13 protein-coding genes are annotated in these 13,196 nt (G+C 62.9%); 5 read left to right on the top strand and 8 right to left on the bottom strand.

Going from position 1 to position 13,196, the window contains the following annotated elements; all coding sequences use genetic code 11:
* Positions 1–58: 58 nt before the first annotated feature.
* Positions 59–901 (bottom strand): SirB1 family protein, encoded by an 843-nt coding sequence (locus RI103_RS03685; protein ID WP_310814068.1) that lies wholly within the window; start codon positions 899–901, stop codon positions 59–61.
* A gap of 5 nt (positions 902–906) precedes the next feature.
* Complete coding sequence (murJ, locus tag RI103_RS03680; RefSeq protein ID WP_310814067.1) at positions 907–2,457, bottom strand: murein biosynthesis integral membrane protein MurJ; 1,551 nt, start codon at positions 2,455–2,457, stop codon at positions 907–909.
* Between the two features lie 513 nt (positions 2,458–2,970).
* Here murJ and rpsT point away from each other — a divergent pair.
* Positions 2,971–3,249 carry a 30S ribosomal protein S20 gene (gene rpsT / locus RI103_RS03675; RefSeq protein WP_310814066.1) on the top strand — a complete coding sequence of 93 codons (279 nt, stop codon included), beginning with the start codon at positions 2,971–2,973 and terminating at the stop codon, positions 3,247–3,249.
* A gap of 195 nt (positions 3,250–3,444) precedes the next feature.
* Here rpsT and RI103_RS03670 read toward each other — a convergent pair whose 3' ends face one another.
* Positions 3,445–3,789: a DUF3579 domain-containing protein gene (locus tag RI103_RS03670; protein WP_310814065.1), complete on the bottom strand. Its 345-nt coding sequence runs from the start codon at positions 3,787–3,789 to the stop codon at positions 3,445–3,447.
* A 435-nt stretch (positions 3,790–4,224) separates the two neighbouring features.
* Here RI103_RS03670 and argF point away from each other — a divergent pair, with 435 nt between their 5' ends.
* Together argF and RI103_RS03660 are read left to right on the top strand one after the other, a co-directional pair.
* Positions 4,225–5,154, top strand: coding sequence for an ornithine carbamoyltransferase (gene argF / locus RI103_RS03665; RefSeq protein ID WP_310814064.1), 930 nt, complete (start codon positions 4,225–4,227; stop codon positions 5,152–5,154).
* A gap of 252 nt (positions 5,155–5,406) precedes the next feature.
* The gene (locus RI103_RS03660; protein ID WP_310814063.1) at positions 5,407–6,633 is read left to right on the top strand and encodes an argininosuccinate synthase; all 1,227 of its coding nucleotides are present in this window, start codon (positions 5,407–5,409) and stop codon (positions 6,631–6,633) included.
* Between the two features lie 127 nt (positions 6,634–6,760).
* Here RI103_RS03660 and murB read toward each other — a convergent pair whose 3' ends face one another.
* Positions 6,761–7,801 (bottom strand): UDP-N-acetylmuramate dehydrogenase, encoded by a 1,041-nt coding sequence (gene murB, locus RI103_RS03655; protein WP_310814062.1) that lies wholly within the window; start codon positions 7,799–7,801, stop codon positions 6,761–6,763.
* 209 nt (positions 7,802–8,010) lie between these two features.
* Between murB and RI103_RS03650 the strand changes: the two genes are divergently transcribed.
* Complete coding sequence (locus tag RI103_RS03650; protein WP_007180572.1) at positions 8,011–8,496, top strand: YajQ family cyclic di-GMP-binding protein; 486 nt, start codon at positions 8,011–8,013, stop codon at positions 8,494–8,496.
* Positions 8,497–8,725: 229 nt separating this feature from the next.
* On the opposite strand, the gene plsY is transcribed toward RI103_RS03650, so the two are convergent.
* Together plsY and ybaK are read right to left on the bottom strand one after the other, a co-directional pair.
* A complete protein-coding gene (gene plsY / locus RI103_RS03645; protein WP_310814061.1) occupies positions 8,726–9,370 on the bottom strand; it encodes a glycerol-3-phosphate 1-O-acyltransferase PlsY in 645 nt (214 codons plus the stop codon).
* A 125-nt stretch (positions 9,371–9,495) separates the two neighbouring features.
* The gene (gene ybaK / locus RI103_RS03640; RefSeq protein WP_310814060.1) at positions 9,496–9,987 is read right to left on the bottom strand and encodes a Cys-tRNA(Pro) deacylase; all 492 of its coding nucleotides are present in this window, start codon (positions 9,985–9,987) and stop codon (positions 9,496–9,498) included.
* A 140-nt stretch (positions 9,988–10,127) separates the two neighbouring features.
* On the opposite strand from ybaK, the gene RI103_RS03635 reads away from it, so the two are divergent.
* On the top strand, positions 10,128–11,690 hold the full coding sequence (locus RI103_RS03635; protein WP_310814059.1) for an AMP-binding protein: 1,563 nt from the start codon (positions 10,128–10,130) through the stop codon (positions 11,688–11,690).
* A 25-nt stretch (positions 11,691–11,715) separates the two neighbouring features.
* Here the strand turns inward: RI103_RS03635 and xerD are convergent, their stop codons facing one another.
* Positions 11,716–12,651, bottom strand: coding sequence for a site-specific tyrosine recombinase XerD (gene xerD / locus RI103_RS03630; RefSeq protein WP_310814058.1), 936 nt, complete (start codon positions 12,649–12,651; stop codon positions 11,716–11,718).
* Complete coding sequence (locus tag RI103_RS03625; protein WP_310814057.1) at positions 12,648–13,118, bottom strand: methylated-DNA--[protein]-cysteine S-methyltransferase; 471 nt, start codon at positions 13,116–13,118, stop codon at positions 12,648–12,650. The genes xerD and RI103_RS03625 overlap by 4 nt, the downstream gene beginning before the upstream one ends.
* Positions 13,119–13,196 lie beyond the last annotated feature (78 nt).

The raw sequence follows: 13,196 nt of genomic DNA, 5'->3' as shown, positions 1-13,196 counted from the left end.
CACAGTAACCTGTGCAGGCGTTTTTTTGTGCGTGGTTCCGTTACGCGTGGCCGCGCGTCTACTCGCGATCGTCGTGCTGGGTGCGTTGACGCAATTCGTGCAATTGCGACTCCACCACGGTCGCATCTTCGGCATCGGGCCGGTCACCGAGATAGCGCTCGAGATCTTCGAGAGCGGGACGCAGATAATCGAGCCGCGCATAAGCGAAGCCGCGATCGCGCACTTCCTCGATACTGTCCGGCAGCAGAATCACGAGACGCTGCTGCACTGCGAGCAGACGTTGCCAGCGTTCCGTCTGAAGATACGTTGACTTCAGATTGCGCAGCATGCGGGCGATGATCTCGCGGCGCGTGGCCGGTTGCAGGAGCATGCGCAGCGCCCTGCTCACCGATTCGCCCGCGGACGCCACATACGGCTCCAGCATCTCCACCATCTCCGATTCGGACAGCGAGTGTCCGCTGGTCGGATCAAGCATGACGTCGCCATCCGGTGTCGTCACGCGCAAAAGGAAGTGGCCGGGAAACGACACGCCGCGCGCCGGAACGCCGATCTGTTCGGCCATTTCCAGATACAGCACCGCCAGCGAAATCGGAATGCCGCGGCGACGCTTGAGCACCGCATTCAAATGGCTGTTGTCGGGGTCGTAATAGTCGTTGAGATTGCTGGCGAAGCCCAGCTCGCGAAAGAAGAACCGGTTCAGAATGCCGACTTTCTGCTTGATGTCGGCGTCGTCCGGCATGCGTCGCTGCAGCCGCACCACCAGTTCGTCGATCTCGGCGAGCGTGCCTTGCAGATCGAGATCGGGATAGGCGTCCTGCGCGAGCGAGAGCGCCGCCTCGGTCAGCGGAAGACTCTCATCTTCGGCGACGAGCGTGCTGAAATAGTCGAGAACTCGCGTCATCGTGATCACTTCACTCGCCTTTTGAAATACGCGTACTTGAAGCCCATCAGCCAAAGCATACCGAAATATAGCGCGGCGAACAGAACGAGGCACGCTGCGAGCAACACCATGCGGTCGACCGGCCGGCTATGCATGCCGATCCAGTCGAAGCTGATGGCCAGCCAATGCATCGCCCCGGCCAGCACGAGACAGGCGCCGAACAACTGCACGAAGAATTTGAGCCAGCCGCTCGACGGCGTATAGATGCCGCGCTTGCGCAGACCGAGAAACAGCAGCAGCGCATTGCCGCAAGCGCCGAGCCCGACACTCAGCGTCAAACCCGCATGCGCGAAAATCGGCACGAACAGATAGTTGCTCAGCTGCGTGAGAATCAGCACGCCGACGCCGATCTTCACCGGCGTCTTGATGTCCTGCTTCGCGTAGAAACCCGGCGCGAGGATCTTGATGAGAATCAGGCCGATCAGGCCGACCCCGTACGCCGACAAAGCGCGCGCAACCATCACCACCGAATTGCCGTCGAACTTACCGTAATGGAACAGCGTGGCGGTCAACGGCTGCGCGAAGAAGAACAGCGCGACGGCGCTCGGCGCGGCCAGCAGGAAAGTCACGCGCAAGCCCCAATCGAGCAGCGACGAATATTCGTGCGGGTCGGCATCGACGTGCGCCTTGGAGAGGCTCGGCAGCAGGATCGTGCCGAGCGCGACGCCCAGCAGCGCGGTCGGGAACTCCATCAGCCGGTCGGCGTAGTTGATCCACGACACGGCGCCCGGACCGATGCGCGAGGCGATATTCGTGTTGATGATCAGGCTGATCTGCGCGACCGAGACGGCGAACATCGCGGGCACCATCTTGGACAGCACGCGCTTGACGCCGCGATGCGCGAGCGCCTTCACCGGGTTCAGGCCGATGCGCGGGATCATGTCGATCTTCTTCAGACCCGGCAGTTGCACGAGGAATTGCAGCACGCCGCCGGCGATCACTGCCCACGCCAGCGCATAGACCGGCGTCTGCATACGCGGCGCGACGAACACCGCGGCGACGATGAACGCGACGTTCAGCAGGACCGGCGCGAACGCGGGCAGCGAAAAGTTCTTGTACGTATTCAGCACGCCCGACGCCAGCGACGTCAGCGAAATGAAAATGATGTACGGGAACATGATGCGCGTCATGGTGACTGCGAGGGCGTACGCCTGACCTTCGTGCGCAAGACCCGAGGCGACGATGAACACCACGCCCGACGCGCCCACCACGCCGATCAGCGAGAGGACCGCGAGCGCCCAGGCGAGCACCGTCGACGTGGCGTCGACCAGTGCCTTGGTGGCGTCGTGGCCTTGCTGGTTCTTGAACTCGGCGAGGATCGGCACGAAGGCCTGGGAGAACGCGCCTTCGGCGGAGATGCGGCGCAGCAGGTTCGGAATGCGGAAGGCGACGTAGAACGCGTCAGTGTATTGACTGGCGCCGAACGCGCGTGCGATCAGCGTTTCGCGGGCCAGTCCGGTCACGCGCGACAGCAGCGTGAAGCCGCTGACCGTCAGCAGGGCTCGGAATAGATTCATGGGGCGCTTATTATACGGGTGCCGCGAGTGCGGACGACGAGCCGGAACGCGATTCGGACCGATTTGCCGCGCAGACGTTCGATTCGACGGGTGAATCGGCCGCGTTTTTTATGGCTTCGCCGCACCGTATGGGCGGCCTTGGACACACCCGCGCCCGCCTTCTGCCCGCGCTCCGACGCGCTCGCGTCACATGGCCGACGGCAGAGCGCCGGACTTTACGCAACAGGGAGGCTCGGCGTCATGGCGCTTTCCCGTTGCCACGTGCCTGATTTTGTTGCTATAATCGCCGGTTTCGAAGCTCGCTCAATTTTTGGACGGGGTTCAGGCTGGCGCCACGCCACCTGTCAAATCCTCGAACAACCCGAAAACACGGGCCTGCCTTCGCGTAGTCCGATCGATTTTTTTCGACACTTTTGCGCTCTTGGGCAATCGCTTCCAAGAGTTCGATCTAAAAGCAGCACCTCACCACTTGAAGGTCAGGTACTGGAAACAGGAACAGGATAAGGAACCGTCATGGCTAACTCCGCACAAGCACGCAAGCGCGCCCGCCAGGCCGCCAAGGCAAACTCGCACAACTCGGCACTGCGCTCGAAGTTCCGCACGGCTATCAAGGCTGTCCGCAAGGCGATCGACGCCGGCGACAAGGCTAAGGCCGCTGAAATCTTCCAGGCATCGTCGAAGACCATCGACATCATTGCCGACAAGAACATCGTTCACAAGAACAAGGCTGCTCGCCATAAGAGCCGTCTCGCTGCAGCCATCAAGGGTCTGCAAGCGCCCGCAGCGCAGTAATTCCGGTCAGCCCGCTTCGGTGGGCTACCTCCTGTTTCCGCTGCACAGAAAGGCCCGCCTCGGCGGGCTTTTTTGCTTCGGACCGACAGATCCGCCCTGTATCGCGTGGCCCGTCGCGCGCGTGACTCACGGACTGCTCATAAAAAAAACCCGCTGCTAGCGGGTTTTTGCTTTTGCTGATCCGGCAGGCTTGCGCTATATCACGTGCCTTTTCTCTTGCGGCGCGGCGTGCTCGAGTTGCAACTCGCACGCCTCCGTCACGACGAGGTCGTTGTCTTTCGCGAAGTTGAGAACGAAGTCGAAAGCCATGGGTTCGATGTCACGCAAACGGGAATCGAGAATCACGCACTTGAGGTCGCCGATCATGGTCGGCCGGACATACAGCGAGTACTGCATATAGGCGTTCGGCCCTCTCCTTGCGCCGGGGCCGAAGCAGGCCATGACGCCCGCGAGCCGCTCCGACCAGTCGCTCGGCCGAAACTTTTTTCCCGTCGACGTGATGCCCTGAATGAAATATTCGGTTGGAGCTGCTTCGGCCATGTAGGGATACCTGTGTGACTGCCCAGCGGGATGGCAAAGCGGACGGTGAAACGGCTCTGATTGCCGGGACTCGCCGACGATGCCACGATGGCGAGCCGCACCACCAGAAACCGCCAAGGGCCGGCTAAGCTGCCTTGGCGCTCGCCATGACGGCGCACCGCGAGCGGGTTGTTCCGAACCGCGGGAGCCGGGGCCTGCCAAGCGGAATACCGGCCTGCTGGGCTTTGGGATAACCCGGGGATTATAGCGCAGCGGACCTTTTTCCGCAGCGCACACAAGATAAGTCTGAGGACTCCAAGAGGCTTTCGGACAGCTTGCTCGGCCTTTTGGCCGACTCGTCAAACCGGGCGAAATCCTTTATGCTGCATTGAGTTACCACAAACGACGGCGGCGCCGTCCGGCAATCCTGCCGGGTGAGACCGCCGTATTTGTTTCATGACCGCCAAGAAAATTCGCCACTACCTGCAGTTCAAGGATTTCTCGCTGGAAGACTACGAGTACGTGCTGGAACGCGCGCGCATTCTGAAACGCAAATTCAAGAACTACGAGACTTACCATCCGCTGCACGATCGCACGCTGGCGATGATCTTCGAAAAAAATTCGACGCGCACGCGCCTGTCGTTCGAAGCCGGCATCTTCCAGTTGGGCGGCCACGCCGTTTTCATGAGCACGCGTGACACGCAGCTCGGCCGCGGCGAACCGATCGAAGACGCAGCGCAAGTGATCTCGCGCATGGTCGACATCATCATGATCCGCACGTTCGGCCAGGACATTCTCCAGCGCTTTTCCGAGAACTCGCGCGTGCCCGTGATCAACGGACTGACCAACGAATATCACCCGTGCCAAGTGCTGGCGGACATCTTCACGTACTTCGAGCATCGCGGGCCGATTCGCGGCAAGACGGTCGCGTGGGTGGGCGACGCCAACAACATGCTGTACACGTGGATCGAAGCCGCGCAGATTCTCGGCTTCAAGCTGCGCCTGTCCACGCCGCCGGGCTACAAGCTCGACCGCGCCATGGTCGCCGCCGAGAGCGCGCCGTTCTACGAAGAATTCGACGATCCGAACGAGACCTGCGCCGGCGCCGATCTAGTCACCACCGACGTCTGGACCAGCATGGGCTTCGAAGCCGAAAACGAAGCACGCAAGAAGGCCTTCGCCGACTGGTGCGTCGACGCCGACATGATGGCGCGCGCGAATTCGGATGCGCTCTTCATGCATTGCCTGCCCGCCCATCGCGGCGAAGAAGTCAGCGCGGAAGTGATCGACGGCCCGCAAAGCGTCGTGTGGGACGAGGCGGAAAATCGTCTGCATGTGCAAAAGGCTTTGATGGAATACCTGCTGCTCGGCAAGCTGAATCACTGAGCGAGCCGCTCAGTCAGCAGGTTGAGCAGCTTCTGCGTGAAGCGCGACAGGGGCCTTGAATATGAGGCAAGGCATCCACGTTTAGCGCCACGCATCGGGCCGGCGTCCACTGCGGTAAGCGGACCCGGCTTCATCACCGCACCGTCCCAAAATCGCGGGCAGGCGGCGGTTTAGTGTCAAAATAGTGGTTTTCCGCGCTCCGGGATCACCGGTGCGCCTTGTTTTCCCGCTTTCTCCAGCTACGAGTTCACCATGAGCGATATCAAGAAAGTCGTGCTCGCCTATTCGGGCGGCCTCGACACCTCCGTCATCCTGAAGTGGTTGCAGGACAACTACGACGCCGAAGTCGTCACGTTCACGGCCGACATCGGCCAGGGCGAAGAGCTGGAACCGGCGCGCAAGAAAGCTCTGCAACTCGGCATCAAGCAGGAAAACATCTTTATCGAAGATCTGCGCGAAGAATTCGTGCGTGACTTCGTGTTCCCGATGTTCCGCGCCAACACGATCTATGAAGGCGAGTACCTGCTGGGCACGTCGATCGCGCGTCCGCTGATCGCCAAGCGTCAGATCGAAATCGCCCGCGCCAGCGGCGCACAGGCGGTTTCGCACGGCGCAACCGGCAAGGGCAACGACCAGGTTCGCTTCGAACTCGGTTACTACGCGCTGGAACCGGGCATCAAGGTGATCGCACCGTGGCGTGAATGGGACCTGCTGTCGCGCGAAAAGCTGCTCGCGTACGCGGAAAAGGCCGGCATTCCGATCGAAATGAAGCACAAGCAAGGCGGCGCGCCGTATTCGATGGACGCGAACCTGCTGCACATCTCGTTCGAAGGCCGTCACCTGGAAGACCCGAAGGCGGAAGCCGAAGCCGATATGTGGCGTTGGACCGTGTCGCCGGAACAGGCGCCGGACCAGGCTGAATACCTCGACATCGAATACGAGCACGGCGATCCGGTCGCGATCAACGGCAAGCGTCTGTCGGCCGCGGAAATGCTCACCGAGCTGAACCGTCTGGGCGGCAAGCACGGCATCGGCCGTCTGGATCTGGTGGAAAACCGTTACGTCGGCATGAAGTCGCGCGGCTGCTATGAAACGCCGGGCGGCACGATCATGCTGAAGGCGCACCGCGGCATCGAGTCGATCACGCTCGACCGTGAAGTGGCTCACCTGAAAGACGACCTGATGGCTCGTTATGCGTCGCTGATTTATAACGGCTACTGGTGGAGCCCGGAGCGCCGCGCGATTCAGGTGCTGATCGACCATACGCAAGAGAAGGTCAACGGCTGGGTGCGTGTGAAGCTGTACAAGGGCAGCGTGTCGGTGGTCGCGCGCGATTCGAAGGAAACGCTGTTCGACAAGACCATTGCAACGTTCGACGACGACGGCGGCGCTTATAACCAGGCCGACGCTGGCGGGTTCATCAAGCTGAACGCACTGCGTATGCGGATTGCGGAAAATGCACGCCGTCAGCGCGGCTGATTACGCGTGCTTCGGTGAAGGCTAACTTCGCGCAAGCGAGTGAAGCGTCATAAGGCGCGGCCAGAGCCAAAACGCAAAAAGGCGCCGGGAGGAAACTCGCGGCGCCTTTTTTATCGGCATCCAATCATCACAAACAAACCGGCTCCGCCTCCAGCTCCACCCCGAACCGCTCCAGCACATCGCGCTGAATCGCTTTCGCAAGCGCCAGCACTTCCGCCCCGCTCGCGCCGCCGCGATTCACCAGCACCAGCGCCTGCCGCTCATGCACCGCAGCCGCGCCCATTGCGCGGCCTTTCCAGCCGCATCGGTCGATCAGCCAGCCCGCGGCGAGTTTCACCCGCCCATCCGGCTGAGCGTACGACACGACGTCCGGCTCCCTGGCCTTCAGCGCGTCGAACTGCGCCGCTTCGATTACTGGATTCTTGAAGAAGCTGCCGGCATTGCCGAGTTCCAGCGGATCGGGCAGCTTGGCGCGGCGCACCGCCACCACCGCGTCGAAAATCGCCTGCGCGGTCGGCGGCGTATCGGCATGGCCGTTCCCGGCCAATTCGCGAGCGAGATCCGCGTACCCGGCACGCGGCTGCCACACCTTCGGCAAACGGAACGTCACCGACGTAATCACGAAACGGTCGCGCCCTTCCCGCTTGAAAAAACTGTCGCGATAGCCGAAGCGGCACGCCTGCGCATCCATATCGATCACGTCACCGGTAGCCAGCTCCACGGCGCGCAACGACGCGAAGCGCTCGCACATCTCCAACCCGTACGCGCCGATATTCTGAATCGGCGCCGCGCCCACCGTGCCCGGAATCAACGCGAGGTTTTCGAGCCCGGGCAGCCCTTGCGCCAAAGTCCAGCCGACGAACTCATGCCACGGCTCGCCACCGGCCGCCTCGACGTACCATGCGTCATCGTCCTCGCGCACGACGCGGCGACCCCGCAACGCGATCAGCAGCACGATGCCGCCAAAGTCGCCGGTCAGCACGACATTGCTGCCGCCGCCCAGCACCAGGCGCGGCAGGCCGGCTGCGCGCGGATCGCGCACCGCGGCCATCAATTGCTCTTCGCGCTCGATGCGGCACGCAAACTGCGCACGGACATCGAAGCCGAAGGTGTTGTGCGTCTTCAACGGATAGCCGGCAGTGAACTCGGCGGAATCGGATTGGGACATCGGAATGAGAACAGTGAAACGCGAATGAAACCACGAATAAAGCAGCCGATGAAACCGGCTTCGGGCCCCGGCCCGGGCGACAATGCGCGGCGGCCTTGGGCAAAAGGGAGTGGCGTCGGTAAAATGACGTCCGGTTCGTGATTATAGCGAGTGCCCCGTGAACAGCCGCCCGGCTGCGTCACGCACCGCAGCACTATTGGGAGAAAAAAATGCCATCGTTTGACGTCGTCTGCGAAGCGAACATGATCGAAGTCAAGAACGCGATCGAGCAGTCCAACAAGGAAATTTCAACGCGCTTCGACTTCAAAGGGTCGGACGCGCGCGTGGAACACAAAGAAAACGAAATCACGGCCTACGCGGACGACGATTTCAAACTCGGCCAGGTAAAAGACGTCCTGCTGTCGAAAATGGCCAAGCGCAACGTGGACGTGCGCTTCCTCGACTACGGCAAGATCGAGAAGATCGGCGGCGACAAGGTCAAGCAGGTCATCAAGATCAAGAAAGGCGTGTCGGGCGATCTGTCGAAGAAAATCGTGCGGCTCGTGAAGGACAGCAAGATCAAGGTTCAGGCAAGCATTCAGGGCGACGCGGTGCGCATCACCGGCGGCAAGCGCGACGATCTGCAAAGCGTGATCGCCATGCTGCGCAAGGACGTGACCGACACGCCGCTCGACTTCAACAACTTCCGCGATTGATCTGCCGGCGCGCGAGTGCGTCTAACGCGCGCGCCGCAACATTGACGTGCGGCGCCGCGCACACGGGCGCGCTGAGCGCCGAGCACGCGGCGCCAGGCTGTCGGCGCGCAAGCGCGCCCCCGTCGCTGCGTGCACCGCAGTGCAACCACCAGACACGCGCGCAATGACGTGCATGACTGGCGCACCACGCAAGAAGCGCCGAGGCATGGAAGCCTCCAGGCACCGTACATCAAACGTCGTTACCACCCGCCGCCCTCGCCGCCGCATCCGCCTTCTTCTTGTCGCCGATGCGGCTTTCCTGCCCGCGCATCAGCTTGGCGATGTTGCCGCGATGGCGCCACACCAGCAGCGAACTCATCACGACGATCGCCAGCGCGATGACGTGTGGCCCGAACAGGAAGCCGTCGAAGATCGGCGCGAACACCGCCGCCGCCAATGCCGCCAGCGACGAGTAGCGCGTGAAGAACGCCACGATCAGCCACGTCAGCAGGGTCGCGACGCCGAGAATCGGATTGATTGCGAGCAGCACGCCGGCCGCGGTCGCCACGCCCTTGCCGCCCTTGAAACGGAAGAAAACCGGATACAGGTGTCCAAGAAACACGGCCACCGACGCAAGCGCCACCGACGTCTCGTCGAGCCCATAGCGCGCGCCGTAGTGCACCACGAACCACACCGGCAGCCAGCCCTTGAATGCGTCGCCGATCAGCGTGAGAATCGCGGCCTTCTTGCTGCCGCTGCGCAGCACGTTGGTGGCGCCCGGGTTGCCCGAACCGTACGAGCGCGGGTCGTCGAGGCCCATCGCGGCGCTCACGATCACGGCGAACGACACCGAACCGATCAGGTAGGCAACGACAGCAACGATCAGGTTTTGCATCTGGGACTCTTATAAGGATCGGCGGTCTGAAACTCGATACCCCAACCGCAACAGGGCGCGCAACTCGGAACGAGGCGGCGCACATTCTACCGAACCCGCGCGCCCGCAAAACATTCAGGCAAACGTCAATCGACGCTCGCGCACTGAACCGCCTTCGCCGCCAGCAAATCTGTCAGCACCTTCGGCTCGATGCTGACCAGAAAACCGCGCCGGCCGCCGTTCAGCCAGATTTTGTCCATCTCGAGAATGCTCGACTCGACGTACACCGGCATCTGCTTCTTCGTACCGAACGGCGAGGTGCCGCCGATCAGGTAGCCGGAATGGCGGTTCGCCACCTCGGGCTTGCACGGTTCGACGCGCTTCGCGCCGATCTGGCGCGCGAGGTTCTTGGTGCTGACGGTGCGGTCGCCGTGCATCAGCACGATCAGCGGCTTGGCGTGCTCGTCTTCCATCACCAGCGTCTTCACGACGTAATGTTCGTCCACGCCGAGCTGGCGCGCCGATTCCCCGGTGCCGCCGTGCTCGACATAATCATAAGGATGTTCGCCGAAAGCGACGCCGTGGCGGCGCAGAAACTGCGTGGCCGGCGTTTCGGAGACGTGTCTGGATTTGCTCATCGGCGCATTGTAATGGCGACTTTCCGCAACGGCTATTTGCCGAATGGTCAATTGTGCGGGTCCGGCGATTGTGGCACGATCGTTCGAAAATCTTCCGGCGCGACGCACGCCGGGCATCGAATCGTTTTCTGGAGACAGCGTTGAGCTTCGATACACCCACCCGTTCCACGATCGACATTCCCGCGCTGCTGGCCGCCTTGCCCGCGCGCATCGCCGACATCCCGGCGCTGGCCGCCGCGCGCGATCCGCAGCACGTCGCGTTGATCGAGGATGCGCGCCGCCTGACCAGCGCGCAACTGCTGCAGGCCGTCGACGCCGCCACCGCGCTGCTGCGCGAATGGGGCGTGCGCGGCGGCGATCGCGTGATGATCGTCGCGGAAAACAGCATCGTGCAGATCGTCCTGCTGTTCGCGACCGCCCGGCTCGATGCGTGGGCGCTGGTGTCGAATGCGCGTCTGTCCGCAGCCGAACTCGATTCGATCCGCGCACACGCGCAGCCTCGCGTGGTCGCCTACGCCACGGAAAGCTCGAACGATGCCAGGCAGCATGCGCAGCGGCATCAGGCCAAGACAGCGCCAACTATCACGCCGGACATCGGCGTCTGGTCGTACACGGTGGACAGCGCGGCGATCGCCGAACCGGTCGAAACCGCAAGCGAGCGCCAATGCGCCGCGTTGATTTACACCACCGGCACCACCGGCGCTCCGAAGGGCGTGATGCTCTCGCATCGCAATCTGCTGTTCATCGCCGCGATCTCGAGCCGCTTGCGTAAAGTCGGCCCGGACGACGTCGTCTACGCCGTGCTGCCGATCTCGCACGTGTACGGTTTCGCGTCGGTGTGCCTGGGCAGCCTGCACGCGGGCGCAACCTTGCGGCTCGTGCCGCGCTTCGCGCCGCAAGCCGTGCGCCGCGCGCTCGCCGAGGAACGCGTGTCGATCTTCCAGGGCGTGCCGGCCATGCACGCCAAGCTGCTCGAGCATCTGCAGACGCACGGCTACTCGTGGTCCGCGCCGCAGTTGCGCTTCGCCTATTCGGGCGGCTCGCCGCTCGACGCCGCCTTGAAAGCGCAGGTGGAAAGCGTCTACGGTCTACCGCTGCACAACGGCTACGGCATGACCGAGAGCAGCCCGACCGTGTCGCACACCATGATCGATGCGCCGCGCAGCGATTGCTCGGTCGGCGAAGTCATTCCGGGTGTCGAGGTGCGCTTCGTCGGACTCGACGGCATCGAGGCCGCGAAGGGCGAAATCGGCGAGCTATGGGTGCGCGGCCCCAACGTGATGCTCGGCTACTACCGCAGCCCTGAACAGACCCGTACGGTCGTGACCGAAGACGGCTGGCTGAAGACCGGCGATCTCGCACGGCAGGACGCGGACGGCGCGTTGCATATCGTCGGGCGTAGCAAGGAGCTGATCATCCGCTCGGGCTTCAACGTGTACCCGGCCGAGGTGGAACATGTGCTGAACGCGCATCCGCAGGTCGTGCAGTCGGCGGTGATCGGGCGCGCGGTAGAAGGTAACGAGGAAGTGGTTGCGTTCGTCGAGTTGCTGGCGGGCGCGACGGTGACGCCCGCCGAATTGACCGACTGGTGCGGCGAGCGTCTGGCGCCGTACAAGCGGCCGGCCGAAGTCAAAGTGCTCGCCGCGCTGCCGGCCGCATCGACCGGCAAGATCCTCAAGCACCGGCTGCGCGAGTTTCTCTGACCGCAGCGCAAGCGCGAACCCAGCATCAGCCTCGCGGATGATGCTGCGCATGCAGCGACTTCAACCGTTCGCGGGCCACGTGCGTGTAGATCTGCGTGGTCGATATATCCGTGTGGCCGAGCAGCAGTTGCACGACGCGCAGGTCGGCACCGTGATTGAGCAGATGCGTGGCGAACGCATGCCGCAAGGTATGCGGCGAAAGCGGCGCCTGCACGCCGGCCGCCGCCGCGTGACGCTTGATGATGTTCCAGAACTGCTGGCGCGTCATGCCCTCGGCGCGGTTCGTCACGAACAAGGCGTCGGTCGCGCGCGCGCCGAGCAACGCGGGCCGTGCTTCGCGCAGATAACGCTCAATCCAGTCGTGCGCTTCCTCGCCGAACGGAATCAGGCGCTCCTTCGAACCCTTGCCCATGACGCGCACCACGCCTTCGTTCAGGCCCACTTCCACCGTCTTCAACGTGACGAGTTCGGTCACGCGCAAACCGCTCGCGTACATCAGTTCCAGCATCGTGCGATCGCGCAGACCCAAAGGTGTATCGATGTCGGGCGCGCCGAGCAACGCTTCGACTTGCGCCTCGCTGAGCGTAGATGGAAAACGTGGCGGCTGTTTCGCCGAGCGGATGCGCACGGTCGGATCGACCTTCGCGCGATGCTCGCGCACCGCCCAACCGTAGTAGCGGCGAAACACCGAGAGCCGACGGTTGGCCGAAGTCGATTTGTCTTTCTGCCGCGCCGCGCTATATGCGTTCAGATCGGCTTCGCTGGCGGTGTCGAGCGACGTCTTGCGGCTCTGCGCGAGCCATTCGCAAAAGAGACGCAGGTCGCGGCGGTACGCGTCGAGCGTGTTGCGCGACAGCCCGTGTTCGAGCCACAGCGCGTCGCAGAATGCATCGATCGACGCCGAGCTGGCGACGAACAGGGGTGACGCGGCGGCCGCGTCGTTGATCAACGTATCGCTCATGCGTAGGGAATGCCTTCATGCGCCAGCAGCCAGCGCTTGATGTTGCGAAAGAAACCCTCTTCGGCGTGATTCGCAAACCCGCCGATGCCGCTCGAACTCACCACCCGATGACATGGAATCACAATCGGAAAGTAATTGGCGCCGCACGCCTGACCGACCGCACGCGGCGCGCTGCCGAGTTGTCTTGCCAGTTGCCCGTAGGTCAGCACGACACCGGGCGGAATGTCGCTGATGGCCTGCCACACACGCTTCTGAAACGCGGTGCCGACCGAGGCCAGCGGCAACTCGAACTTCGCCGACGCGCGCTCGAAATATCGCTCGATCTGCTCGGCCGCCTGTCTCGCCAAAGGCGTGTCGGGCGCGACGCTTTGCATCGAATCAGGCAGGTAGACGATCTCGCGCACGGCCTCGCCTTCGAGGCGAATGCCGACCTTGCCGAACGGCGCATCGATCACTGCATTGAACATGGTTGCCTGCTCCTGACTGACGCGGCGATCTGGTTTGCAAAGCGGCGTGCCTGCATGTCGGGCAGACCACTTCGCACG

The sequence above is a fragment of the Paraburkholderia sp. FT54 genome, from assembly GCF_031585635.1.
In the GTDB taxonomy this organism is placed as follows: Bacteria; Pseudomonadota; Gammaproteobacteria; order Burkholderiales; family Burkholderiaceae; genus Paraburkholderia.
Note: the sequence above shows the minus strand (reverse complement) of the source record. Positions and strands in the feature narration are given on the sequence as shown.

Coding starts and splice junctions, on each gene's coding strand:
- RI103_RS03685 (WP_310814068.1), bottom strand. CDS start 901: ATGACGCGAGTTCTCGACTATTTCAGCACGCTCGTCGCCGAAGATGAG.
- murJ (WP_310814067.1), bottom strand. CDS start 2,457: ATGAATCTATTCCGAGCCCTGCTGACGGTCAGCGGCTTCACGCTGCTG.
- rpsT (WP_310814066.1), top strand. CDS start 2,971: ATGGCTAACTCCGCACAAGCACGCAAGCGCGCCCGCCAGGCCGCCAAG.
- RI103_RS03670 (WP_310814065.1), bottom strand. CDS start 3,789: ATGGCCGAAGCAGCTCCAACCGAATATTTCATTCAGGGCATCACGTCG.
- argF (WP_310814064.1), top strand. CDS start 4,225: ATGACCGCCAAGAAAATTCGCCACTACCTGCAGTTCAAGGATTTCTCG.
- RI103_RS03660 (WP_310814063.1), top strand. CDS start 5,407: ATGAGCGATATCAAGAAAGTCGTGCTCGCCTATTCGGGCGGCCTCGAC.
- murB (WP_310814062.1), bottom strand. CDS start 7,801: ATGTCCCAATCCGATTCCGCCGAGTTCACTGCCGGCTATCCGTTGAAG.
- RI103_RS03650 (WP_007180572.1), top strand. CDS start 8,011: ATGCCATCGTTTGACGTCGTCTGCGAAGCGAACATGATCGAAGTCAAG.
- plsY (WP_310814061.1), bottom strand. CDS start 9,370: ATGCAAAACCTGATCGTTGCTGTCGTTGCCTACCTGATCGGTTCGGTG.
- ybaK (WP_310814060.1), bottom strand. CDS start 9,987: ATGAGCAAATCCAGACACGTCTCCGAAACGCCGGCCACGCAGTTTCTG.
- xerD (WP_310814058.1), bottom strand. CDS start 12,651: ATGAGCGATACGTTGATCAACGACGCGGCCGCCGCGTCACCCCTGTTC.
- RI103_RS03625 (WP_310814057.1), bottom strand. CDS start 13,118: ATGTTCAATGCAGTGATCGATGCGCCGTTCGGCAAGGTCGGCATTCGC.